This window comes from Plantactinospora mayteni (assembly GCF_016862935.1).
In the GTDB taxonomy this organism is placed as follows: Bacteria; Actinomycetota; Actinomycetes; order Mycobacteriales; family Micromonosporaceae; genus Plantactinospora; species Plantactinospora mayteni.
Genome location: NZ_BONX01000069.1, coordinates 24898 through 50124, shown reverse-complemented (window position 1 = coordinate 50124; position 25227 = coordinate 24898). Strand labels below are relative to the sequence as shown.

Here is a 25227-nt window from a genome sequence, read left to right as displayed (position 1 = left end):
ACGAAGCAGGGCCTCAGCAGAGGAACGGTGGACAGTTTCGAGGGATCGTTGCAACACGTGGTCCAGCTGGCGACGGCTATGGGCTTAGCACAACGCTCGGCTGGGCGTTCCAGCCGAGCGTTGTGCATGGGCGGCCGTTGAGTTCTGCGGCGAGGTGCTCGGGGCCGCCTCATGATCCTCATCCTCAGCCATCAACCCAAAAACAGAACCGGCGCCGGTGGATGTACTCGACCCTGACGATCGGGTTGAACCCTCGGCCGCAGCGTCGTCTAATACCCAATGACTGCACCACGCCCAATACAGCCCGGGCCTAGAAGCCAAGGGGAGCCAGATCAGGATGGCCGATCACCTCGCGGCCCCCTTCCTCCGCGGCCGTCTTTCGCGCTCAGCTTGGCCATCTATCGCGCTCGGTCACAATACTCGGGCGCAACTCATTCGACGGCCAGGTGCCGTAGCCTGCCGCTTCACTGACGTCCGGCGTCAGTACGGCGGAAGCGGAAGTTGAGCCCACGCCGATAGCTTCTGCGCGTCTCGGCGGCGGTGGTATCCGACCGGGGGTGCAGGTATGGGGAGGTACGGACGGTGTCGGATCAAGTCCTCGCGAGTGGGGTGGCGGCAGGCTCTCGATGGTCGAGGCGATCGGTGTTACTGGGCGCCGGATTGCTGGTCGCCGGCTGTGGCGGCCCGGAGCGCCCCACCATCTCCAGCGCGGACAACACCTCCGAGGAGGACGCGCAGAAGAAGCGTCTGGTGGAGATCCTCGACGGCCGGGCCAAGGCCCTGCAGGCAAAGGACGAGGCGGCCTTCCTCGCCGACCTGGACCAGTCCAACGACAAGCTGATCGAGCAGGAGAAGGCGCTCTTCGCCAACCTGCGCCAGTTCAAGTTCAAGCAGTTCCGCTACCTCAGCAACAAGGCGATGCTCCCCGACATCGTGGAGGGCGGGTCCGAGTTCGGTCCGATCATCCAGATCGCCCAGCTCGATGTGGACGATGGCCCCGGAGGAGTGGCCCCGGGCGAGACGTACAAGTACCGGCTCGTCCGCAAGGACGGCAAGCTGGTGGTAGGCGGGATTACCGGGGCCAACCTGAGCAACGCTTCGGATGGCGCCATGAGCGGACCACTGGCTGACTCGCCGTGGCACTTCGGGCCGCTGAAGGTGATCCAGGCCGGGAACGTCTGGCTGGCCGCCGATCGCACCGTTTCCGACCTGGACCGGTACGCCGCAGTGGCCGAGCGCGAGGCGCGCTGGGTCGAGGCGCTCTGGGGCGACCGGACACGCTTCCCCGGTCATGTCCTGTTCTTCACCAAGGACGCCGAGAACCTGAAGAAGTGGTTCAGTGTCGGTGCCAGCGACAAGGGCGAGGACTTCATCGAGACCATCCTCGGCTTCCAGCACCGCACGGACGGCGTGCGCAAGGACGGCAGCGTCTACAAGGGCCAGTACGCCGGGGCCCGGATCGCCGTCAACCTGGGAAACATCCTGCGGAGCAAGGAGGATCCCGCGCGGACCGTGCGGCACGAGTTGGCCCACGCGGTGACCAGCCGGGCGACCGTGGTGACCAGCATCGGTGCCCTGTTCGGCGCTCCGACCTGGGCGGTCGAAGGCTTCGCGTCCTGGACCGAGGGAGTCGACAACGCGGGCAACAGGGCCAGCGTCCGTAGTGAGGTGGCCAGGGGTGTGGCCGCCGGCAAGTTCAAGGGTCGGACCCCGGATCAGACGGAGTTCTACGGCAAGGACATCTCCTTCAACTACGCCCTGGGTTCGACGGTCTTCCGATACGCCGAGCAGACCAAGGGCCGGGACGCGGCGGTGGAGTTCTACGCCAGAATCATCGAGCACATCGAGGGCTCGGGGTTCACCGCCACCCCGGCGTTCGACGGCATCTGCCAGCGGGTGCTGGGCATGTCGGGCGGCGCCTTCATGGAGCGCTGGGCAGGTTTCGTCCGCAGGGGGGCTTGAGATGACCACCATTCCACCCGGATTCCCCGCCGCCGGTGGTCCGCCGGCGTCCCCCGCCGATCGGCCGTCCGCTGGCGATCCGCCGGCCGGAGCGAGTCCCGGTCGCTATCGCTGGACACGGGTCCTGCTGGTCGCGGCCGCGGCGGCCGTGGTCGGCCTGCTGGCGGCCGGTGTCGGCACGTACGTGACGACGAGCCGGAACGAGAGGGCGCGGGGAACGGTGGACTGCGGCTCGTCAGAGTGCATTCCCGAGATGAAGCACAGCAGTGTCATCGAGACACTCAAGGCCCAGGGTTACGCGTGCGCGGACGACGAGCGCACCACGAACTGTGAGTTACGGGTCGGGCCGCTCGCCTTCAAGGCGAGCGTGGGGGTCGCGGAAGACCTTGTCTCCGAGGTGTACGTCACCGCGAGTTGGCACGACACCGACCGCCAGAGCGACACACTCCTGCCCTATCTGAGCTGGTTCGCCTCGCTGCCGTACTCCGAGGACCCCACGCTGACGGCAGAGATCAGCCAGTGGCTCACCGAGCAGGTCGAGGGCGGTAAGGCGACCGAAGCCACGATCGGCGACTTCGTCTACCAGGTGAAGGCCGACCGGGGCACCTTCGTCGAACTCAACTACAGGGGGGACTGGCGATGAACCCGCAGCCACCAACTCCGCAGTACTCCCCGGACGGCAGGTACTGGTGGGACGGCACGGCCTGGCAACCAGTCGAGGCGCCCACCCCGCAGCCACCCGCACCGGCCTCGCCGTATGCACCGGCGTCACAGCATGCACCAGCGTCACAACCCACCGCGCCATACCGAACGCAGCCGGCGTACCAGCCGGGCGGGCCGCAGCCGCCAAGCGGCCCGCCCGGGTCGGCCAGGGCCTTTGGGCAGCCTGGGTCGGCCAGGGCCTATGGTCAGCCTGAACCGGCTGGGGCCTCTGGCCAGCCCGGGTCGCCGTACCCCGGAGGCCGGGCTCCGTTCGTCCCGCGACCGAAGCTCAGCGGCGCGGCAAGGAGCGTGGCCGTGCTGGTGACCGCCGCGGCGCTCGTCGGGGGTCTCCTCGTGGGTGCGATCAGCGGCTCCGTCGCCGGCAGGGCGAGCACCGAGCCCACCGGCGTCGCCGCCCCGCCCCCGGTACCCGATGGCTTTCCCAGCGGGGCCAAGCGGCACCTGCCCGGGGTGAAGGTTTCCGTGGTCGCCGACGGTTGGCTGGTGAAGGCGAACTCGTGGAAGTGCGCCCCGAACCCGGAGGCCAAGCCGTCCAGCGGCGGCAAGCTGGTGACGGAATGCGAGCCGAGCAAGGATGATCTCAACCTGAGGGTCACGATCGAGCATGACGACGAGAGCCACGTCCGGACGGTCGACGCGGGCTGCGACTTCGGGCCCGGTTCCAACTACTGCAAGACCTTCTTCGCCAACTTCGCCGACGTGCTCCTCGCCGACCGGCCCGAGCTGCGCAAGCAGGCCAGCGAATGGGCCGGGAAGAACGTGGACGCCGACGCCTCGACCGTCATCGGTGGCATCTGGCTGAACATCAAGCTGGAGCCGCACCGCATCCAGGCCGCGCCGTGGCTCTGAGCCACTGACCCGAGCACGATCCGGCCCGAGGCCGTCACCGCCCTGCGGTGACGGCCTCGGGCGTCGGCGCCGCGACCGCTGCCGGGTGGACCAGAGCACGGCGAGGGCGGCGAGCCAGACCAGGCAGGCGCCGGGCACGTGCGCGCCCACCGCGAGCACCAGCAGCCCGGTGAAGTACTGCACGAAGCCGATCGCCCCCTGACCCAGCTCGGACAGCAGGAGCAGGCCGTTCCGAGAATGGCGACATGGAGTTGACGCTGGAGTTGTTGCCACAGCGACCATCGAAAAGGACGGGAGCGGGTACCTTCTGACGTTCCACGGGCACGATGCGACCGGGCGTCTGAAGCAGACACGCGGGATGGTTCGCCTCGACATGCTGGCCGGTGAACATACCGGGGCCCGGCAGAAGATCGACCTGTCGCCGACCCCGGACTGGGCCAGGTACGGCGTGGGCGTGGCGGACATGACCCGCGAGCCCGACGGCTTCTGGCGGTTGCCTTCCCGGCCTGGCTGCTGCCCGTCGATCCCCGCCCGCCCGACGTTTGGTGGTGACCAGGGATGGTGATGGCGCATGGCCGCACCTGCCGACTTTGGCTTTGGCTCTGCAATCGGCGACGCAGGGAGCCTGGAACCTGGTGCTTCTCGCGAACCGTCGCTGACGTTCGGCGTCATCGATACGTAAGCGATGGTGCAGAGCGGCCCGCGACAGTGGTCCTGATACGCCGCTATACGCGTTCTGACCTGCTCGGCAATTAGGACGACGAAGCAGCCACCGAGATTGCTGCGGCGGGCATCCGGCAGCTGTGCATGAGCCATGGCAGCGTCCCGGATGTCGCGGGCCGAGGTGTGAGGGGGTAAGGACCATGCGTACATCGTTGTGGGTAGCCCGTCGGTGGCTAGCCGGGCTAGCCGTGTCTGCGCTCGTCGTCGCTGGCTTGGTGGTGGCGGGTGTGCCCGCGACCGCTGCACCAGCCGACCGGGTGGGGGAGCGTTCGGTGCCGGGTCGGCCGTTGCCGGCGCCGGAGAGGGTGCCGGATCCGGAGAGTGGTTCGGCCGAGGTACTGCCGGCCGTCCGCTGGCCGGAGGCCGGTGCGGCGGAGGTCGCGCTCGTTCCTGGACGGCCGGTGCGGGTCGGGACGGCGCCGATCGAGGTGTCGGCGGGGCGGAGTGGTGACGCGCCGGCCAGGGTTCGGGTGGAGACGCTGGACCAGGCCGCGACCGGAGCGCTGGGCGGGGTCGGGTTGGCGTTCCGGCTCGCCCGGACCGAGGGTGGTGCCGGAAGGGTCCGCGTCGACATCGACTATTCGGGCTTCCGGTACGCGTACGGCGGGAACTTCGCCGATCGGCTGCGCCTGATGCGGGTCGCCTGTACGACGCGGGGCTGTGCCGGCGCGGCGACACCGGTGGAAGCCGCCCACAACGACCTGGCGGCGGGGCGCGTGTCGGCCGAGGTGGACAGCACCTTGACGGGCGTCTACCTGTTGGGCACGGCGGCGTCGGGTATGGGTACGGGCGACTACCGGGCGACCAGCCTGCTGCCGTCCGGGAAGTGGGTGGTCGGGCCGCAGTCGGGCAGTTTCACCCAGTCGTACCCGCTGACCGTGCCGCCGTCGATCTCGGGCGACGCTCCCGAGCTGGCGTTCGGGTACGACTCGTCGTCGGTGGACGGGCGTACCTCGGCGACGAACAACCAGGCGTCCTGGGTCGGGCTGGGCTGGGGTTTGGGGCTCGGGTTCATCGAGCGGCAGTACAAGTCCTGTGTCGAGGACGGCGATCCGTATCACGCGGATATGTGCTGGTCGTCGCCGTACTCGAACGACGAGGATGGCGCCGCGTTCGTGATGTCGCTCGACGGGGTGACGACCGAGTTGATCAGGACTGGGAAAGACAGTTACCGGATGCGTGACGACCGGGGTTGGCGGGTGGAGCACAGGTACGGCGGGACGAACGCCGACAACACCGGCGAGTACTGGGTGGTGTCGACGCCCGACGGTGAGCAGCACACCTTCGGCTATCGCGCGGACTCGAACTGGACAGTGCCGGTGGTCGGCGACGATGCGGGGGAGCCGTGCCACGGGACCGCGCCGGTGCCGTGCCGGCAGAGTTGGCGGTGGAACCTGGACAAGGTCGTCGACGCGAACGAAAACGTGACCGCGGTCTACTGGACGAAGGAGACCAACAACTACAAGCAGGCCAATGGTGGGGCCACGTACCGGTACGACCGGGGCGGCTACCTCGACCGGGTCGAGTACGGGATGCAGGAGGGGCAGCAGGCGGCGGCCCAGGTGGACTTCACCCCGGCGCTGCGCTGCACCCAGCGGGTGACCGATCCGGCCGCGACCTGCCCTCCGGTCACCGCCTCCGCGTCGGCCTACTACCCGGATGTGCCGGTGGACCTGATCTGCGCGGACGGTGCCTCGTGCGGCAAGGTGGCACCGTCGTTCTTCCTCACCAGCCGGCTGGACTCGATCTCGGCGAAGGTCTGGGACGCCGGGACGCGGGCCTGGCAGGAGGTCACCCGGTGGCAGCCGCGGTACGCGTTCCCTCCCACGCCGGACAGCAGCAGTCGCTCCCTGTGGCTCAACAGCATCCAGCAGACCGGCGTGTGGGGCACCGAGCCGGTGACGCTGCCGCCGGTCGAGTTCGACGGGGTCTTCCTGGACAACCGGCAGGACTACACGACGGCGGCACAGCGGCTGCAGATGCGGCGGGTGTCGGTGGTCCGCAACGGGCTCGGCGCTGAGACCAAGGTCCGCTACGAACATGGCTCGACGGCCGCCACCTGCCCGGCGGGTGGTGAGAACGCCGGCTGGGAGGCCGGCATGACCTGGGACCAGAACCGGTACGAGTGTTTCCGGGTCCGGTTCAAACCCGAGGGCGCGACCAGCCTGACCAAGGGCGTCTTCCACAAGTACGTGGTCACGAAGATCGAGGAGGTGGACCTGGTCGGTGGCTCGCCGACGATGACCACGAGCTACGAGTACGGCGTCGACGACCTCGTACAGTATCCGGCCTGGCACCGCGACGACGAGTTGCTGACCGCTCCGGCCGACATGGACTGGACCGACTGGCGGGGCTACCAGACGGTACGGGTCACCGAGGGCGGCGGCGGCGCGGACCGGCAGACCGTCACCGAGAGCCGCTACTTCCGCGGCATGAACGGTGACCTGCTCGGCTCCGGCGCCAAGCGGACGGAGACGGTCAAGGACTACTCCGGCCAGACGGCATGGCCGGACGACCCGCAGTTCGCCGGCCTGATGGTGCAGGAGCAGCGGTTCCGGCGCAACACCGACGGCACCGAGACCGAGTTGGCGTCCGAGCGGCACACCTACTGGGACTCCGGGATCATCGCCGACGGGCCCGGGCCACACGACGTACGGATGGTCCGCGAGGCGTACACGTACGCGCGGGACCGGCGCGGCGACGGTAGCTGGCGGGAGACGTCGGAACTGTCCGACGGCTACACGGTCGCCAACGGCGGGCTACCGACCCGGAAGACCGACTTCGGGGAGACCGGCGTCGCCGACTCGGTCTGTACCGAGATCGAGTATGCCCAGAACACCGCGGACGGCCAATGGCTGCTCGACCTCGTCGAGCGGGAGGAGGCGCACGCCGGCGACCCGGACGGGGCGAGCATGCGGTGCACGGGCCCGGTCATCGACCGGACCGTGACCCTGTACGACAACGCGGCCGGACCCGGCAACGGCGTCAACGAGCCGACCGACGGCAACCCGACCGAGGTCCGGTCCTACACCGAAGAGGCCGCATTCACCGTCGTGCGCAACAGTTACGACGGCTACGGCCGCGAACTCACCGAGACCGACTCCGACGGCGTCACGAAGACCGCCTACAGCCCGGCGACCGGCTTCCCGACCGGCGGGATCACGGTCACCGACCCGGCGGGATTCGGCACCACCACCGTCCCGTCCCCGGCCTTCGACGACGTGGACGAAAAGACGGTCGACGCCAACGAGCTGACCACCAGCTATGCCCACGATGGGCTCGGCCGGCTGCGAAAGGTGTGGCTGCCCACCGAGCAACCCGACACCGGCACCCCCTCGTATGAGTTCAGCTACCGGATCACCTTCACCGGCACCGGCCAGCCGACCAAACCGACAGTGGTGACGGCCAAGCAGTTGCAAGCCCTCGCCGGAAGCAGCGCCACCTGGCTGACCAGCCACACCTACCACGACGGGCTGGGGCGTGCCCGGGAGGTGCAGTCCGCCGCGCCGAGCGGGTCCGGCCGGACCGTTGCCGTCACCACCTACGACGACCGCGGCCTCACCAGGGGCAGCTCCGCACCGATGTGGAACAGCACCGCTCCCGGTGACAACGCCGGTCTGCTGCTCAACCCGGCGACCTCGGCGATTCCGTCCTGGACCGAGAAGGAGTACGACGCGCTGGAACGGGAGGTCACATCCACCCTCTACGGCCTTGGCTCGGTCAAGGCGCGGACGACGACGGAGAACTACGGAAACGGCACCATCGTCACCCCACCGGTCGGTGGCCGGACCGCCACCTGGCAGGACGCCTTCGACCGGACGGTGCAGATCCAGCAGAACGTGCCGGCCGGGGTGTCGATGCCGCGACCGGGACTACCGACGACGACGTACAGCCACACCCCCGGAGGTGAGCTGGCCTCGCTCACCGACCCGGCCGGCAACGTCATCAGCTACACGTACGACTGGCAGGGCCGCCGGAAGACCGCCAAGGACCCGAACGCCGGCGCGTCGACCACCACGTACGACGCCGCCGGTCGGATCAGATCCACGGTGGACGCCCGGGGTCAGAAGATCACGTACAGCTATGACCCGCTGGGCCGCCGCCGGGTCGTCTGGTCCGGGGAGGAGCAGAGCGGCACGAAGCTCGCCGAGTGGACCTACGACACGGTCGCTGGCGCGAAGGGCCAACTCGCCAGCACGACCCGCTATCTGAACGGAGCCGAGTACAAGACCGAGGTGACCGACTACGACCCGCGGTACCGGGTCACCGGCCGGCGCTGGAAGGTACCGGCGAACGAAGGCGGGCCGGTCGCCACGTACGACTTCAGTTACGGCTACGACCGTGCCGACCACCTCACCGACACCACCTATCCGGAAGTCGGCGGCCTGCCCGCCGAGACCGTGCACCAGACCTACACCGCGACCGGGGCGCCCAGCGCGCTCACCAGCAACCTGGGCACCTACGTCAAGGCCAGCGAATACAACGGATCCGGGCAGTTGGCCAACCGGGACTACGGGACGACCGGCGAGGTCCGCCGTACCCACAGCTATGAGGAGACCGGCGACCGGCGACTTACCGGCCTGGCCACCACCGCCGGTGCGGACGCCGCGACCCGGAGCACCGTGCAGGACGACGCCTACACGTATGACGCCGCCGGAAACGTGCTACGGGTCGCCGACAGCATCACCGGCCAGTCGGAGTGTTACACCTACGACCCCCTCGTGCGGCTGACCGCCGCGTGGACCACCACCGCTGCCAACTGTTCCGGCGGTGTCGCCGGTGCTGACGGCCTCGGACCTGATCCTTTCAAGCTGGAGTACCGCCACGACGCGACCGGCAACATCACCTCGGTCGCCGACGGCAGCGCCACGAAGGCGTACACCTATCCCGCCTCGGGTGCCAACTCGGTCCGGCCACAGGCGGTCACCTCGGTCGGCGCCGACACGTATGCCTACAACGCCAACGGCGCACAAACCCTGCGCAGCGTCGGCGGGGCGACCACCACCTCGACGTACGACGAATTCGGCAAGCTCGCCTCGTCGACCACGGCCGGATCGACCACGTCGTACGTCAACGATGCCGACGGGGCGCGGTTGATCCGTCGTGCCCCTGGTGGAGTCACTGTCTATCTGGACGGCATGGAGCTGGCGTTCACCACCAGTGTGTCGGCCACCCGCTTCTACCGGCTGGGCGGGGAACTCGCCGCGATGCGTACGTCCGGTGGAGTCAAATGGTTGCTGACCGACCCACAGGACAGCGTCCAACTCGCCATCGACGCCGGCACCGGCACCCCGGCCGCCGCACCAACGGACGTGGCGGTGGTCGGTCCCGTGGCCCGGCAGCGCTACCTGCCGTACGGGGCCCAGCGCGGCGGCGACGACATCACCGCCACCGACCGCGGCTACCTCGGCAAGGTGGAGGACCCCGTCACCAAACTGGTCGCCCTCGACAACCGCGAACACGACCCGTCGATCGGCAAACTCACCAGCCCTGACCCGCTGCTACTCCCCGACGATCCGACCAGCCAGAACGCCTACGCGTACGGCAACAACAATCCTGCGACCCTGACCGACCCCAGCGGTCTGGCCAGTTGCCGACCGGGAGACTGCCCCACCCGCGACGCCGGGCTCGCCCGGCAGGCGTACAGCACCAAGAACAAGAAGAAGAGAAACTTCTATCTCGGTCTCGCCAGGAAGTACGAACGCCGTGAGGCGCGGATCTACCGGAGGAACTACCAGAGGTCCGACCGCATGACGGTCTGCTGGAGCACCCGCAAGGGCTGTGGCCGGTTGCCAAAGCGGGATAGAAAACCACTCATTGTTTTACCGAAAGAGGAATTGAAGCGCGTCGGCTTCACTACAAACTGCGGAATATTCACCTGCAGCGCGTACATCTCTCGCAACAACACACGCTGGCTGGCTGATCACCCGGAGTGGCTCAACGGCGCAAGCCTCGGGGCGGCCTATGGGTGCTCAATGCTACCAGTACCTCATCAGGCTATTAAGGGGGGATGTGCCTTTGTGGTCGGCCTGAATTGGGCCGTCATGAGCGCAAACATAAACAGGGCCAAGGCGCAAAATAAATGCTTCAAGATCACGTGGGGCAAACAAGTCCCCTCGGTCTACTACTCAACCAATAACGGTCTTTTCTGCGCCGACTGACGTCGATTGCCCATGCCCTCCGGGCGCCGGCGATGGGTGCACTGGTGAGGTTTACTGAATTGACGCAAAACGCCAGCGGGAAGACAATAAACATTACTCGAAGGAGAGTTTCGTGAATCGACGTGGACGGCTGTTAGTGGCCGGTTTCTTGATCGCTGCGATATTCCCGTCAGCCCCGGCGCAGGGGGCAGAATCGACGCTTGCGGGCGGGCCGGACATCGGGATCGCCGCGGCGGGGCCGGCTGAGCGAACCGATGTGACCGGGGACGGGATTCCGGACATCATCGTGGCAACCACAGCCCGCAACTTCTTCGGCCAGAATCCGGCCGCCCCCGACGAGTACCGCGGCTCGGTCTACGTTATCCCCGGCGGCGCTACGTTGCCGTCGAAGCCCCCGGGGCTCCTACACCAGAACAGCCCGAACGTGCTCGACCAGCCGGAGGTGGAGGACGAGTTCGCCGCGCAGGTCGTGACCGGTGATTTCAACGGCGACCGGCGGGCCGATGTCGTCATCGGCAACCCGACCGAGTCGGTCGATGGTGTGGCCAAGGCCGGCGCGCTTACCGTCCTCTATGGTCAATCGACGGCGCCGTATCTGGGCCTGATCCCGAACGGGGCCAACTTCATCACGCAGAACAGCGGCACCATCCCCGGGACCGTGGAGGCCGGCGACTTCTTCGGCGCGAGCCTGACCACCGGCGACTTCAACGGCGATGGCTACGCCGACGTCGCGGCCGGTGCCCCCGGCGAGGGGGTGACCGTCTCCGGTAGCACCTTCGGGGCGGCCGGCGCGGTGTGGGTGCTCTATGGCGGAGCGGCCGGCGTCCGCATTGACAACTCGGTGCTCTTCAGCCAGGCCAGCACCGACATCTCCGGCAACCCGGAGAAGAACGACCACTTCGGCTCGTCCCTGGCGGCCGGCGACATCACCGGCGACGGTCGTGACGACCTCGTCATCAACGTCGAGGGCGAGAACATCACCGGTACCACCGGCGCGGAGGGCTCGGTCTACGTACTCAAGGGTTCGGCGACCGGGGTAACCGCGACCGGGAGCACGGTCGTCGGCGTCGACACGATCAACGTCAGCGGGCACCTCAACACGGTCGCCGTCGGCCGGTTCCACGGCGGCAGCAACGCCGATGTCGTCGTCTACGCGGACCGGGTCAAGAACGGCGCCACCGACGCCGGTGCGCTGGTTGTACTGCGCGGCGGTAGCGGCGGCATCAGCGCGACGAATGTCACGCTGATCAACCAGAACTCGCCGAACGTTTCGGACGGGGCGGAGGCCGGGGACAAGTTCGGCGCGGCGCTCAGCGTCGGCGACGTCGACGGCGATGGCGCCGACGACCTGGCGGTCGGCGTACCGGGAGAGGATGCCGGCGGCGGCATCGGGCAGGGTGCGGTACACGTCTTCCTGGGCGGTCCCTCCGGCCTGGACTCGGCGCTGGATCTCTTCTTCACCGAGAACCACGCGCTGATCGCCGCCAATGGCCAGTTCGACGAGCAGTTCGGCGCCGCCGTACGGTTCCTGGACGTCAGCAACGACGGCAAGCCGGAACTGCTGGTCACCGCACCGCACGAAGACTGGGCGTACGAGAACGGCACCATGTTCGTGCTCGGACTCGCCAGGACCAGCAGCAGTGTCGCGCTGACCGGGAGCACCAAGCTGACTCGGGCGGTTCTGGGGAACATTTCCGCCTACGGACCCGGCGCGCCGATCGCCGGTGGCGTCGTGCCACCCGTCGCACTGCCCAACGTGACCTGACCCGGTCGGTGGGGACCCCGGGCCGGACGACGGCGCCTGGGTCCCCCACCGGATGGTGACGCCGGCCAGCAACCCGGTGCGCCGGACCCGCCACAGCGGCGGTCAACCTGGCCGGCGCCCGCGTCGACCGCCGGCCGCTGAGGACGACAGTCATCCCACCATTCCGCTGACCGACATCAAAAGGGGGACAAGAGATCGTGCGGACCACTCTTCGCATCCTGACGGCCGTCGCCACTGCCCTCACTATCCCGGCGGCGTCCCTGCTGCCCACCACCCGAGCCGAGGCAGCCGAGGTCTTCACCGTCTACATGTCGCCCACCGGCTCCGACGCCAACAACGGACTCAGCCCGACCACCCCGGTGGTGTCCCTGGTACGAGTACAGCAGGTTCTGGTCGCCGCGAAGCCGACCACCGACGTCGAGGTACGGATCAAGCAGGGCACCTACTCCGCCCCGCCGATGCACGACTGGCGGTTCTACGTCCCAGGGCACACGATCTGGTTCATGCCCGTCGACTACCAGGACGGCGACGGGCTGAGCGGGATCGCGGGTCGCCCGGTGTTCAAGAACAAACGAAACGCCGACGGCAGCTACCCGGGCGGCTACTGGATGCAGCCCCGCCTGCCGAGCGATCCCGCGGACCCGCTCTACGGCGGTGGTACGTCGGGGCTGCGCTTCTCCTACCTCCAGATCGAGTACTACTCGGCGGGTGGGTTGTCGATCTATGGCGATTCGGGGCGGGACACCAGCGATGAGACGTACGACCCGCCGCTGCGGGTACGGGGCAGCAACGGCCTGAACGGCAACACCGTGTTCGGCATGGTGTTCACGCACCTGGGCAACAGATGGACCGGTGGCTCGTACGGCTACGGCGCGATCGTGTTGACCAACTCGTCCGGCAACCGTATCGAGAACAACCACTTCATCAACGTCGAGAACGTCAGCCCGTACGGCGGCTACATCCACGGACTGTACGTGACGCATTTCAGCTCGTCGAACCAGATGAACCGGAACGCGTTCAGCTACATCAGTGGCGATCCGGTGAAGGTCCGGAACATGAGCAACTACAACACGGTTGAGTACAACACCTTCACTCGTACCGGTCGCACGTCGCACTATCGCGGCGAGTACTGCGACCTGGCATGCGCCCGGGCCAACGACATCAGTCGACAGTGTGCGTCGTACCACAACCGGTTTTTCAACAACACGCTCGGCAGCAACTACGCGGGCACCGGCACGCTTCCGACCTGGTCGTTGAACCCCGCCGGCCTGACCAACGCGGGTGGAGCGCCATGCAGCATCCCGGACGGCGACCAGCGGCTCCGCACCGGATACAACAGCTGACGGTTCCGGTAAAGCCGTTGTGGCCTGGTCGCCGACCAGGCCACAACGGTTGCCGCCAGCGCTGCATCCCCGGTCTCGTGGACCGTTACGACCACTGGCATCACGGCCGTCAACGCAGAGGATTCCCAGGGCAGGAGGGCGAGTGGAATAGCCATCAGCGCCGAGGCCGTCGGGGAGCTGCTCCCGGGCTTCATCGGGATGGTCGAGGCGACGTTGATCGGAGTGCGAGCTGATCGAGCCCTGCGCTGCGTGCGGGGCGCAGACGTGCTGGCTTGGTCCGACTGCGAGTCGAACCGGTTGCCGTCCGCCCGCTGAGCGGTTTACTGCTGCGGGCGCGACCGTCTCCCCAGAGCCACACGCGAGCAGCCGGTGAGTTTGCAAGGTACCAGTCCGGTGCGCCAATCGCGGACGAAGAGGACGGTCGCCGAAGCGGGGGATCCAAGCGCCATGACCTCCTCTTAATTTGATCTTTAACCTCGGCGGCCGTGCAGGCGTCGATGATCCTGTGTGGAATCGGTGCGTCGTCGCGACGGAAGACGGCCACCGCCTGATGATCTTCTGATCCCTGGCAGGATACGAAGACCAAGGCGGTGGCCGTGGCCACGATATTCGGGTGGTCAAGTCGACGAGGCGGCCGGCGAAGACGGCGTCGGCGAGGACGAACCGTACTGGTGGGGTAGAGGCCGAGGGTGTTGGTGATGATGAACCGTTTGCGGCCGTTCGCGGAGACCGGGGCGGGCAGGAGGCCGCGCCTGCCCCGGCGCGTGACATCATCGATGCGTGATCAAACCGCCCCGGATCATCGAGGACATCGACTGGTCCGCCCTGACGCACGGCGGCGGAGCGGCGGACCCGGTGACGCAGGCGAGCCTGACCGCCCTGACATCTGGCGACCGCGCCGCCGTGGACGCGGCCCTCGCCCACCTCGCCGACGACGTGCTCCACCAGGGATCGCTGTACCCCGCGACGGTCCCGGCGGCCCGCTACGTGGCCGCGCTGCTGGCCGACCCGCCGAGCGCTGCGGCGCTGCCGCCACGGGTCCGGATACGGCTGCTGGGCTGGCCGGCCGGGGTGGCCGAGGCGGTCGGCGGCGCGGCCGAGGAGAAGATCCAGGTCTGGTTCGGATATTCGGCGCCGGAGCGCGTCCCGCACTTCCGCGAGGTCCGGGAGATCCGCCCGGAGCTGTACCGCGCCGCCGAGGCCCAGCGAAACGACACCGACCCTGCGGTACGCCGGGCGGCGCTGCTCGCGGCGCTGCACCTGCTCGACGATCCCGCCTTGGCCGCCCACAGGGAGATGCTGGCGCCGGCGGTGGAGGCGGAGCTCGGCGGCGGGCCGGAGGAGTGGCAGCGGACGCTGGCGGCGAGGACCCTCGCGGTGTGGCGGGGCGAGGTGGCCACCACGGTCCCCGACGACGATCTGTGGGGCGGGGACCACCGGGCGGATCGCGGCCCGGTCGACGACCCGCCGTTCTGATCCGTGCCGTTCTGGTCGGGGGGCGACCGGAACGACTCGCTCCCCGAACGGGTGAGCCTTGTGGAATCGGGGGCAGTCGCCCTGCTGCTCGGTGATGAGCACCAGGGCGATGCCAGCATTGTCGACGGACCGCTGTTCGGGCCGTTGCGTCTGTTACCCGAAGTAGTCGAGGAGACAGGTCTGGTAGGTGAACCCCCAGTCGTTGCCCGTGTAGACCTCGATCCAGCCGTTGGCCTGGCTGACTCCGCAGGCGGTGTACCGGCCGTCGACGGTGACGGGCGGACTGTCCCAGCATGGCAGCACGTCGTTCTTCTGAACGACGAAGAAGACGGTCGAGCCGATGTTCGGTGCGTAACGGATCGGCAGGTTGGCGGCCTTTGAGATGACGAGTCCGCTGCTCGTGCAGCCCCTGGTGTGGACCGCGCGAGGGGCCGAGTCGGGAGCGGCCAGGGCAACACCCCCCGGAGCGGCTAGCACCAGTGCGACCACAGCCATGCTCGCCAACACGGCCCTTCTGAGCACCTTCATTACTTTCTCCATTCCTTCCGGGATGTCTTCAAGGCGTTGTGGCTCTTGTGGTGCGGATGGTTTGTGCGCGGCGGGCGATTGCGCGCACAGCGACGATGCTGATGGGGACGAGCGTCAGGTGGCAGAGGGCCAGCGCCACCTTGCTCGTGGTGTCGAGGTTGGCAGGCGCGGTCATCACGAGGATGGTGCCGAGCGCGAGCGTAGGGCCGATGATGAATGCGGCCCGGACCACCCAGGCTGCAAACGGTGCCAGCAGGGCTACAGCGGTGAGGCCAACCAGCAGCGGTATCAGGCTGAACCCGGCGACGGTGATCGCGTAAACCTCGGCCGGTCCGGTTGCGGAGGTGAATCGGAAGCTGCCACCGGCTGCCCGGCCGATGCCGTAGATGACGAGGTTGACGGCCACGGCGGTGGCGCCGCTGAGCGCGACCACCGCCGTACGGGAACGTTCAGGCATGTGCGGGCTCCGGTCCGGACTCACGGGCCAGGAACGCCTCGATACGGGCGAACGCTCCAGCCCACACCTCGCCGACAAAGAAGTCGCGGATCTCGGGAGCCGGGAAGCCGCTCTGCGCGACTGTCATCATTGTGCCGCCGTCGTTCTCCTCGAAGGTGATCTCGATGCGGGTCGTCATCGTCACGCCGTCCGGACCGGAACCGATGGACTCGGTGACGAGTCGATGTGGGCGGTCGATCTCGACGAACGTCTGCGCCTCCCGGAACAGCATGTCGGGGCTGGGTCCCCAGACGGCTGTCTGCTGTCCGCCGACGCGTAGGTCGACCTCGATCTCGACGATGCCGGGTTGCTCGTCGAGGATGGTGAACCAGATCTTCTGCTTCTCCGCGTCCGTGTACGCGTCGAAGACCTCCTCCGGCGGTGCCGGCAGTTGCCGCGTCATTCGCAGGTCAAACGTCATGAATCCTGTCCTTTCGCGCCACGCTGGAGGGTGAGGTAGGCGTCGAGGCCGTCGAGGCGGCGTGCCCACAGCCGTTGGTAGAAGCTGATCCACGCCATGGCCTCGTCCAGCGGCGCGTCACCGAGGCGGCACTGCCGTGCGCGGCCGACCTTTTGCGTGACGACGAGTCCTGCGTCTTCGAGTACCTGAACATGCTTTTTCATGCCGGTCAGGCTCATGCCGGTGGGCTCGGCGAGTTCGCCGATGGTGGCAGGACCCCCGCCGAGCCGAACGAGAATGCTCCGGCGGGTCGAGTCGGCCAGCGAGGCGAACACCCGATCCAGAGTGTCTTGGTGAACCATGCGGTTCACCTTACGATGCTGAACCGTTCGGTTCAATATCCGGTGGCAACTCCGCGCATGCTCATCTCGGCAGCTCCGGCAGTTGACGACGGCGACCGATGAGCATGTTCGTAACGGAAAGTAGTCGCCAGAAGTCTGGCTGGCGCCCTTCAATCGGGGTTCTGCCGAACCCTTCTCTCCGTCGGAGACTCTGGCTTGATCCGCACCACGCCGAGCGATCGAATCGTCCATCCCCGCATACTGGACGGGGCAGCCGAAGTCGGCTGCTGCTACCAGGTCAACCTGACACGATGCGAACAACGTTACGGTCGTCCCGTCGGCTCACATGATCAACCCGCCCCTCGTTTACCCCCGAACACCCCTGCTTCCAAGCGACAATCAGTGGCAACCAGCGATCACCTCAAGGGGACGTCTTTGCAGGTCGGTGCACGTTATCGACAACTGATGATGAGCATCAGACGGTCACTGTTTGTAACAAGGGGTCGTCGGTTCGAATCCGGCCGTCCCGACAGCGAGAGGGTTTCCGCAGGTCAGAGAATTGCGGGAGCCCTCTTTTCATAGCTCGGCATGAATGCCTGGTCTAGCGCGCCGCTGTTGGACTCCTTGACTCGGGCAGGCGTCTGCCTGTGCGTAACGGGCTACCGTCCGCGTTCGAGCAGTGCGGCCTCGTTGCGATGGATCTGCACTAATCCGCGTGACCGGGCGTCTCGGTCACCGCTCACCCGATCCACTCCCCGGTGTGGGTTCGAATCCCCGGCGGGCATGACAAACGGCCTTGCCCGGCGCGCACCAATGGCGCAGTGAGCGGACCGCGCTACCCGCCGGCCGAGCTCTGGCGGCCCTGCGCGCCCTGAGGGGCTATCGGTCGGTGGTGCGAAGCGTGATCGGTCCGTTGTCGGTCCGGGCCGTGAGCGCGTGGGAGCTGTCCGCGTCCTTGGGCACGTCGACGCGTACATCGCCGCTTTCCGTCGTGGTCGTGACCTTGTACGTGGCATGCGGCACGTCGACCGTCACCGCGCCGTTCTCCGTCCTCACTTCCACCTGGTCGGGGACTGCGGTGAAGGAGAGGTGGATCTCTCCGTTCTGGGATCCTGCGTCGACCCGACCAGAGGTGATGCCGGTGGCGCGCAGCTGTCCACCGTCGGTGTGCAGAGTGAGGTCGCCGGAGACGTCACCGACGGAGACCGCACCGTTGTCGGAGCGGATCCGCAGTGCGGTGTCGAATCCGGAGGCGGAGATCTTCCCATTGTCCCCGTCGATGGTCAGCGCCACGTCCTTCGGTACGCGCACCTGGTAACGGACGTCGCACGCTCCGCCGATGGCTCCGCACCTGGTGGTCAGGATGAGTTCTTCGCCCGCGAGATTCCACGTCGCCTTGGGGGTGCCGCCGATCCCGGACCGTCCGGAGAACCAGCGGGTCACCTCGACCTGGTCGATGTCAGCGGGCCGGACGTCGAGATCGCCGTTGTTCTTGCTGATCGTGAGTCGGTCCCCGGTCAGCGCAAAGGCATGCCTATCTGGCTCGGCGTCGTCAGTCGACCTACCGCATCCGGCGAGGGCGGCGAGTGCCAGCAGCGCACCCACAACCGAGAGAAGGTTGCGGGTCCGGTGGTGGGCCGTGGTCATGGGATGCCTCCGGGGTCTGTGGGTGTCGAGCCTCGGACAGCTCGATACCCACGGTATCCGATACCAAAAGTATGCTACGTTGGCCGGGTGATCGAGAACGATTCGAGCGGGCCGGTCCCGCGCACACCGCGGGAAGAGGTGCGGCGTCGGCTGCTGGCGGCGGCCGCGCGGGTGTTCACCGAGCGCGGCTACGCCGACAGCCGGGTGGAGGACATCGCCTTCGCCGCCGGGTTCACCAAGGGCGCCGTTTACTCCAACTTCGGCAGCAAGCAGGGTCTGTTCGCGGCCGTGCTCGGTGCGCGTGCCGATGCCGAGCACGACACCGTGATGGCCGACGTGCGCGACGCCGTCGATCCCGGCGTGGCGGCGGGGCGGGCCGCCTCCCTGGTGGCACGGCGAATCGTCGAGGACACCGAGCGGGGGCAACTCGGGCTTGAGTTCGCGGCTCTGGCCGCCCGTGACGAGCAGACCAGGGCGGTCCTCGCGCCGTTGCGCCGCGGACAGCGAGCGGTGGCGGCCCAGTCGATCGCGGCGGTTGCCGAACAGACCGGTACGCGGTTGACCGTCGACTCCGACCTGGCCGGGTTGATCGTGCATTGCCTGACCAACGGCCTGTCGATGGAGCACCTCGTCGATCCGGAAGAGGTCAGCGCCGAGATCGTCCAGCAGGCTCTGTCCGCCGTCCTAGCCGCGCTGATGGCCCTGACGCCCAACGACTGAAGGATCCTTATGGCTACCCTGCTCTACTCGCTCGGCCGGGCGGCGTTTCGGCACCGCGGTCGTTTCCTCGCCGGCTGGCTGGTGTTGATCGCCCTCGTGGGCGCCGGCTTCGCGACGTACGGCTCGCACCTGGACAGCGAGGCCACCATTCCCGGCACTGAGTCGCAGAAGGGAATCGATCTGCTGGAGAAGTCCCTGCCGTCCGCGACCGGGGTTACCGCGCAGCTCGTCTTCGTCGCCCCACCGGGCGCCACGGTCAACGATGCGCCCTACCGCGCCGTCATCGAGCAGACGGTCCGGCAGGCCGCGAAGGCGCCGCAGGTCGCCAACGCGGTTGACCCGTTCCAGGCCCGGGCCATCTCCGCTGACGAGCGCACGGCGATGGCCCAGGTGCTCTACCCGATCAAACGCGAGGCGCTGCGCGACGACAGCGTCTCCGTGCTGGAGGACATCGCCGACACGGCCCGCGCCAGTGGTCTGCAGGCTGAGGTCGGCGGCACGATCTACAGCACCGCCGGCGTACCCGTCGGCATCGGGGAAGTGATCGGTGTCGGTGTCGCCGTTGTCGTCCTCGTGCTCACCTTCGGCTCGATGCTCGCGGCCGGGCTCACGTTGCTGACCGCTCTGATCGGGTTGATCGTCGGGCTCCTCGGCATCATGCTGGCCTCGAACGTGGCGACCGTGTCGTCCACCGCACCGAGCTTGGCCCTCATGATCGGCCTCGCGGTTGGCATCGACTACGTGCTGTTCATTCTGTCTCGGCATCGCACGCAACTGGCCGGGGGGATGGATGTCGAACAGTCCGTGGCCAGGGCGACGGCCACCGCCGGCAGCGCCGTGGTCTTTGCCGGCCTGACCGTGATCATCGCGCTGGCCGGGCTGACCGTCGTCGGTATCCCTTTCCTGTCCGTCATGGGACTGGCGGCCGCGTTCACCGTGCTGATGGCCGTCGCGGCGGCGATCACCTTGCTGCCGGCCCTGCTCGGCTTCGCCGGGCAGCGCATCCGACCCAAGCCCGGCTCCCGGGCCGACCGGCGAGAGCAGGCCCTGGCGGACGGCCCCGGCAACGGCGGCCACCGGTGGGCCCGCCTGGTCACCCGCCGGCCACTGGCCACAGTCGTAGCCGTCGTCCTCCTGGTGACCGTGGTCGCGATCCCAGCGCTCGGCCTGCGGCTGGCGATGCCCGACAACGGCACCGCAGCACCCGAATCGACCCAGCGCAAGGCATACGACCTGATCTCCGACGCGTTCGGCCCCGGCCGAAACGGCCGGCTGATCGTTCTGGTGCAACCCCGCACCGGCGACCCTGCCCAAGCCGCCGCCACCGTCGCGGCCGGGCTCAAACTGCCCGGCGTCGTGTCGGTCAGCACGCCACAGCTCGGCACGGACGGGCAGACTGCGGTCCTGACAGTCGTGCCGCAGGCCGGGCCACGGGACAAGCAGACCGAGCAACTGGTCCGCGACATCCGTGCCGCCATCCCCGCCCTCGGGGCGGCGGTGAACGCCGAGATCCTGGTCACCGGTTCGACCGCCGCAGCGATGGACCTGTCCGAACGGCTTCGCGCATCGCTACTGCCGTTCGCCGCCATCGTGGTCGGACTCGCGCTGATTCTTCTGCTGCTGGTCTTCCGCTCGATCGTCGTACCGCTCAAGGCTGCGGTGGGGTTCCTGCTGTCCGTCGGAGCGGCGTTCGGCGCGGTCGTCGCCGTATTCCAATGGGGTTGGCTGGCCAACCTGCTCGGTGTGGCCACCACCGGACCGGTGTTCAGCTTCACGCCGATCGTCCTCATCGCCGTCCTGTTCGGACTGGCCATGGACTACGAGGTCTTCCTCGTATCGCGGATGCGCGAGGACTACGTACGGACCGGCATGCCGGTCGAGGCCGTGGTCGCCGGATCGCGGCACGCCTCCAGAGTCGTCACCGCGGCCGCCCTGATCATGTTCTCCGTGTTCGCGAGCTTCACCACCGCGGAGGACCTCACCCTCAAACCCATCGCGCTCGGCCTCGCCGTCGGCATCCTCGTCGACGCCTTCCTGATCCGGATGACCCTGGTTCCGGCGGTACTCGCGCTGGTCGGCCACCACGCCTGGTGGATCCCTCGGCCACTCGATCGGATCCTGCCCAACCTTGACATCGAAGGCGCCAAGCTCGACCAACCAGGCCAGCAGGACCGCGCACCGGTTGCGGTACCCGTGTAGCAGCCCGCCCGGCGATCCGGGACCGAGAGACGTACTCAGGACAACGAGCGTGGATCGGAGGTCAACATGGATGAGGAAGGGCTCACCGACAGGCGGCCCGGGCCGACTCGCCGAAACCTGCTGGCCGGAGCCGGCGGATTGGTCGCCGGGGTTGCCGCAGCCACACCGGCGGCAGCGGGGGGCGACAGCCCCCGCCGTGGTCGATCGGACGCTCCGCTGCCGCCGCTGCGGTTCTTCACGGACACCGAGGCGGCGACCGTATCGGCCATGGCTGAGCGGATCTTCCGCCGATGGCATCATCTCTCATCCCTGCACTGGCCGTAGTAGCGCCCGCCTCCATCACCCAGGCCACACCAGTCACCGACGGTGAACACGGTGGGCTGTTGCGCGCCCTCGCTGGTGTTCCTGATCCCCGCGATCCGCGTGGCGTGCGGTACCCGCTGACCGCGTTGCTGGCCGTGGCGGTCTGCGTCGTTCTGGCCGGGGCGTCGTCCTTCGCCGCGATCACGGATTGGCTGCATGACCTGGACGAAGACGCCCAGCAGCGGCTCGGGTTCACCCAAGGCGTGCCGGTCGGCAGCACCGTCTGGCGGCTGCTGACCCGCCTCGACGACGGCCTGCTCAGCATCGTCCTCGCCGGCTGGCTACGCATGCGTACACCCGCCGTGGCACCGCGACCGAGCCGGTATCGCACCGTGATCGCCATCGACGGGACACCCTACGCGCTGCCCGCCTGGACCACGGCCGTCACGTTCATCTGCTGTCCGCGCTGGACACCGACACCGGCGTCGTGCTGGCCCAGGTCACCGTGGACGCCAAGAGCAATGAGATCCCGGCGTTCGCACCACTGCTCGACGCCGTCGAGACGGTGCTCGGCACCCTCGCCGGGGTGCTGTTCATCGCCGATGCCCTGCACACCCAGACCAAGCACGCCGACGAGGTCACCCGCCGGGGCGCGCACCTGATGGTCCAGGTCAAAGCCAACCAGCCGACCCTGTTCACGCAGCTCAAACGCCTACCCTGGGCACAGATCCCCGTCGGTGACCGGACCCGCGACTGCGGTCACGGCCGCCGCGAGACCCGCACCGTCAAAGCCGTCACCGTCGGCGCACCCGGCGGCATCGGATTCCCGCACGCCGCCCAGGCCGTCCGGATCACCCGCACCCGCATAGTCGGTGGTAAGACCAGCCGTGAAACCGCCTACCTGACCCTGTCACTGCCCGCCAGCCAGGCACTGCCCCACGACCTACAGAGATGGATCCGCCGACACTGGCACATCGAGAACATGATCCACCACGTCCGCGATGTGACGTTCCGTGAAGATCTCCACCAAGCCAGTACCGGCAACGGACCCGCCGTCATCGCCGCGCTGCGCAATACCGCTATCGGCTACCACCGCACCACCGGCGCGATCAACATCGCCCGTGCCACCCGCCAGGCCAACCGCCGCTCACACGACCGCATCACCGCCGTGACCAGCAGTTACCGCAGAACGCAATGACCCTGGGTCTCAGGCGACCCTCTCGATCTCGGCACGTAGTTCGAGCGCGAGGACACCGGTCTCCTCGCAGAGTCGGCGGAGTTGTTGGTGACGAGGAGATCATCATGCGGAGCATGCCCCGACCACCCAGGCCTGCCGGTGCCCGGGAAGGCAACCACGGCGTGAGCCGGGATCTGCTCACGGCGCCACCGGCAACTGGCGGAACTGCTGACCGCCGGCTCGGCACCCCACCGCTGTACGCGAATCCGGTCGACTGACCGCCGGCCACCGGCGCCCGTCCGTGACCGTGCGGACAGCCGGAAATGCGTTTCTCCGATTGCAGGCGTTTCGTAGGATCTCCGGTGATCAAGGGGGATGACGCAGTGGGCGATTTCCGGCAGTTCGTGACGGATGTGACTATACGTCTGTCCGCGATGTCCAAGGGCGAGTTGTACGTCGTCGGCGACGGTCTCGACCGGGACTCACTCTGGCTCACCTTTCTCGATTCCTTTCCCGCCGGCACCAATCTCCGGTTCCGCGAGCGGTCCGAGTACGACTGCTCGACCTGCCGTGGGTTCATCAGGAACTTCGGTAACATCGTCGAGATCCACAACGGACAGGTCCGCTCCGTCTGGTCCGGGGTGTCTGCATCCGACCCGGTCTTCTCCGTCGTCGCCGCCGCAATGGACGAATTCGTCGGCACGCTGCCGTTGTCCACCATTTTCCGGTCCACCGAGGAGCAGTACGGGACGAGGACGACTCGGACGCTGCGCGACGGCCAGGTCGAGGTGTGGCACCACCTGCACGGCCGGGTGGAGAAGCGGCATCGCATCAAAGACGTCGGCGCGGCACGGGGCGCCTTCGACGCCGCGGTGCAGGTGTTCCAGCGTGGCCTGGCCGAGCTGACCCAGCACGCTCTGGACACCGTCGTCGACCTCATCGATGACAACGCCCTCTACCGCGGCACGGAGCATCGTCGGACGGTGACCGAGTTCCAGTCACTGCAGAACCGGTGGACGAAGGCGACCGACGGACAGGCCTTCGTTTTCGCCAACGCCATGAACCCGGCGGCCCGGTTCCGCAACACGGTGATCGGCACCCTCGTCCAGGATCTCTCCGCGGGCGTTGACCTGGAGCAGGCGGTCCGGTCGTTCGAGACGAAGGTGGCACCGCAGAATTACCAGCGCCCCACGGCGTTGATCACCCCGGCCATGGTCAAGGCTGCCATGAAGACCATCGACGAGTTGGGCATCGAGGAGTCGTTGCAGCGACGGTTCGCCCGGCTGTCCGATGTGTCGGTCACCAACGTGCTATGGGTCGACAACGACACACAGTCGCGGATGAAGGACGGCATCGAAGGGCTGCTCATGCAGGCGGCCACCATGAGGTCGGCGGGTGCGCGCGTTCGTGACGCGAAGCCGGAGGAGATTCCCGTGGTCACCTTCATGAAAGACATCCTGCCCGGCGCCGCGACCATCGACCTGTGGGTGGCCAACAGCCACGAACCGCACTTCGTCAGTCTCACCACCGGCCGGCACCCGGCCGCCCCGCGGCTGTTCACCTGGGACAACGATTTCGGCTGGTCCTACAACGGCAACGTCACCGACTCGATCAAGGAGAAGGTCAAGCGGGCCGGCGGAAACGTCACCGGCAAGCTGCGGGTGAGCCTGTCCTGGTTCAACCACGACGACCTTGACCTGCACGTGTTCGAACCCAACGGCGACCACATCTGGTACAAGGACAAGCGCAACAAGCTGGACGTCGACATGAACGCGGGCGGGACGTTCTCGCGCGAGCCGGTGGAGAACGTCACCTGGACCGACAACGTCCCCGACGGCGAGTACCGGATCGAGGTGAACCAGTTCAACAAGCGGGAAAGCGCCGGGGTCGGCTTTGTGATCGAGACCGAGAGCAACGGGAAGATCGAGCATTACAGCCACGAGGGGGCGGTCGGCCACAAGGAGACTGTCGAGGTGGGCCGGATGACGGTCGCCGACGAGGTGATCACCGCTTTGCGGCCGGGTAAGGGCATGCAGCCGGGCAGCGCAGGCAAGGACCTGTGGGGAATCACCACCGAACAGTTCGTGCCGGTGTCCACCATCATGTACTCGCCGAACTACTTCGACGACGGCGAGGTCGGCAACCGCCACTACTTCTTCATCCTGAAAGGGTGCGTGAACGACCAGCCGACCCGGGGAATCTACAACGAGTTCCTCCGCGGCGACCTGCAACCGCACCGCAAGGTGTTCGAGGTTCTCGGCGATCGCACCAAGTGCGAGCCGTCCCCGGATCAGCTGTCCGGCCTCGGCTTCAGCTCCACGGTCCGCGGCTCTGTGGTCGCCAAGGTGACCATGACCGGCGGCCGGCGCCACCTCATCAGTATCCAGTTCTGATTTCCTACCCAGAAAATCGGA

17 protein-coding genes and 1 pseudogene are annotated in these 25227 nt (G+C 67.7%); 13 read left to right on the top strand and 5 right to left on the bottom strand.

Annotated features, from left to right (window positions below; genetic code table 11):
* The first annotated feature begins 642 nt into the window (after positions 1-642).
* The 8 genes from Pma05_RS39430 to Pma05_RS39395 all read left to right on the top strand — a co-directional run bounded on the left by Pma05_RS39430 (position 643) and on the right by Pma05_RS39395 (position 15002).
* A complete protein-coding gene (locus Pma05_RS39430) occupies positions 643-1962 on the top strand; it encodes a hypothetical protein (protein WP_203862646.1) in 1320 nt (439 codons plus the stop codon).
* A gap of 253 nt (positions 1963-2215) precedes the next feature.
* Positions 2216-2605 carry a hypothetical protein gene (locus Pma05_RS39425; protein ID WP_203862645.1) on the top strand — a complete coding sequence of 130 codons (390 nt, stop codon included), beginning with the start codon at positions 2216-2218 and terminating at the stop codon, positions 2603-2605.
* A 374-nt stretch (positions 2606-2979) separates the two neighbouring features.
* Positions 2980-3534, top strand: coding sequence for a hypothetical protein (locus Pma05_RS39420; RefSeq protein WP_203862644.1), 555 nt, complete (start codon positions 2980-2982; stop codon positions 3532-3534).
* A gap of 358 nt (positions 3535-3892) precedes the next feature.
* Positions 3893-4099, top strand: coding sequence for a hypothetical protein (locus Pma05_RS39415; protein ID WP_203862643.1), 207 nt, complete (start codon positions 3893-3895; stop codon positions 4097-4099).
* Between the two features lie 430 nt (positions 4100-4529).
* Entirely contained in the window at positions 4530-10418 is a 5889-nt protein-coding gene (locus Pma05_RS39410) for an RHS repeat domain-containing protein (RefSeq protein WP_203862642.1), read from the top strand.
* 286 nt (positions 10419-10704) lie between these two features.
* Positions 10705-12183: an FG-GAP repeat protein gene (locus Pma05_RS39405; protein ID WP_203862641.1), complete on the top strand. Its 1479-nt coding sequence runs from the start codon at positions 10705-10707 to the stop codon at positions 12181-12183.
* A 197-nt stretch (positions 12184-12380) separates the two neighbouring features.
* Positions 12381-13526 carry a right-handed parallel beta-helix repeat-containing protein gene (locus tag Pma05_RS39400; RefSeq protein WP_203862640.1) on the top strand — a complete coding sequence of 382 codons (1146 nt, stop codon included), beginning with the start codon at positions 12381-12383 and terminating at the stop codon, positions 13524-13526.
* A 780-nt stretch (positions 13527-14306) separates the two neighbouring features.
* Complete coding sequence (locus Pma05_RS39395; protein WP_203862639.1) at positions 14307-15002, top strand: hypothetical protein; 696 nt, start codon at positions 14307-14309, stop codon at positions 15000-15002.
* 153 nt (positions 15003-15155) lie between these two features.
* On the opposite strand, the gene Pma05_RS39390 is transcribed toward Pma05_RS39395, so the two are convergent.
* The 5 genes from Pma05_RS39390 to Pma05_RS39370 form a co-directional block, all read right to left on the bottom strand.
* Positions 15156-15530, bottom strand: a complete 375-nt coding sequence (locus Pma05_RS39390) for a hypothetical protein (RefSeq protein ID WP_203862638.1) — start codon at positions 15528-15530, stop codon at positions 15156-15158.
* 28 nt (positions 15531-15558) lie between these two features.
* A complete protein-coding gene (locus Pma05_RS39385) occupies positions 15559-15987 on the bottom strand; it encodes a DUF6069 family protein (RefSeq protein WP_203862637.1) in 429 nt (142 codons plus the stop codon).
* Positions 15980-16447, bottom strand: coding sequence for an SRPBCC family protein (locus Pma05_RS39380; protein WP_203862636.1), 468 nt, complete (start codon positions 16445-16447; stop codon positions 15980-15982). The genes Pma05_RS39385 and Pma05_RS39380 overlap by 8 nt, the downstream gene beginning before the upstream one ends.
* Positions 16444-16788, bottom strand: coding sequence for an ArsR/SmtB family transcription factor (locus Pma05_RS39375; RefSeq protein WP_203862656.1), 345 nt, complete (start codon positions 16786-16788; stop codon positions 16444-16446). Before Pma05_RS39375 ends, Pma05_RS39380 begins: the two co-directional genes overlap by 4 nt.
* Positions 16789-17646: 858 nt before the next feature.
* The gene (locus Pma05_RS39370; RefSeq protein ID WP_203862635.1) at positions 17647-18414 is read right to left on the bottom strand and encodes a DUF4097 family beta strand repeat-containing protein; all 768 of its coding nucleotides are present in this window, start codon (positions 18412-18414) and stop codon (positions 17647-17649) included.
* A gap of 87 nt (positions 18415-18501) precedes the next feature.
* Between Pma05_RS39370 and Pma05_RS39365 the strand changes: the two genes are divergently transcribed.
* From Pma05_RS39365 to Pma05_RS39350, 5 genes and pseudogenes are all read left to right on the top strand, one after another.
* On the top strand, positions 18502-19134 hold the full coding sequence (locus Pma05_RS39365) for a TetR/AcrR family transcriptional regulator (RefSeq protein WP_239314084.1): 633 nt from the start codon (positions 18502-18504) through the stop codon (positions 19132-19134).
* A 9-nt stretch (positions 19135-19143) separates the two neighbouring features.
* Positions 19144-21333: an MMPL family transporter gene (locus Pma05_RS39360; RefSeq protein WP_203862633.1), complete on the top strand. Its 2190-nt coding sequence runs from the start codon at positions 19144-19146 to the stop codon at positions 21331-21333.
* A 290-nt stretch (positions 21334-21623) separates the two neighbouring features.
* A pseudogene (locus Pma05_RS43180) lies at positions 21624-21917 on the top strand (transposase family protein); the annotation flags it as partial.
* 2 nt (positions 21918-21919) lie between these two features.
* Positions 21920-22834 carry an ISAs1 family transposase gene (locus Pma05_RS39355; protein WP_307837030.1) on the top strand — a complete coding sequence of 305 codons (915 nt, stop codon included), beginning with the start codon at positions 21920-21922 and terminating at the stop codon, positions 22832-22834.
* Between the two features lie 362 nt (positions 22835-23196).
* A complete protein-coding gene (locus Pma05_RS39350; RefSeq protein WP_203862655.1) occupies positions 23197-25206 on the top strand; it encodes a DUF8224 domain-containing phage-derived protein in 2010 nt (669 codons plus the stop codon).
* Positions 25207-25227 lie beyond the last annotated feature (21 nt).

What these genes read in the sequence shown, in the direction of transcription:
- Pma05_RS39425 (WP_203862645.1), top strand. Translation starts at nt 2,216, where the DNA reads ATGAAGCACAGCAGTGTCATCGAGACACTCAAGGCCCAGGGTTACGCG.
- Pma05_RS39360 (WP_203862633.1), top strand. Translation starts at nt 19,144, where the DNA reads ATGGCTACCCTGCTCTACTCGCTCGGCCGGGCGGCGTTTCGGCACCGC.
- Pma05_RS39385 (WP_203862637.1), bottom strand. Translation starts at nt 15,987, where the DNA reads ATGCCTGAACGTTCCCGTACGGCGGTGGTCGCGCTCAGCGGCGCCACC.
- Pma05_RS39375 (WP_203862656.1), bottom strand. Translation starts at nt 16,788, where the DNA reads ATGGTTCACCAAGACACTCTGGATCGGGTGTTCGCCTCGCTGGCCGAC.
- Pma05_RS39380 (WP_203862636.1), bottom strand. Translation starts at nt 16,447, where the DNA reads ATGACGTTTGACCTGCGAATGACGCGGCAACTGCCGGCACCGCCGGAG.
- Pma05_RS39415 (WP_203862643.1), top strand. Translation starts at nt 3,893, where the DNA reads ATGGTTCGCCTCGACATGCTGGCCGGTGAACATACCGGGGCCCGGCAG.
- Pma05_RS39390 (WP_203862638.1), bottom strand. Translation starts at nt 15,530, where the DNA reads ATGAAGGTGCTCAGAAGGGCCGTGTTGGCGAGCATGGCTGTGGTCGCA.
- Pma05_RS39370 (WP_203862635.1), bottom strand. Translation starts at nt 18,414, where the DNA reads ATGACCACGGCCCACCACCGGACCCGCAACCTTCTCTCGGTTGTGGGT.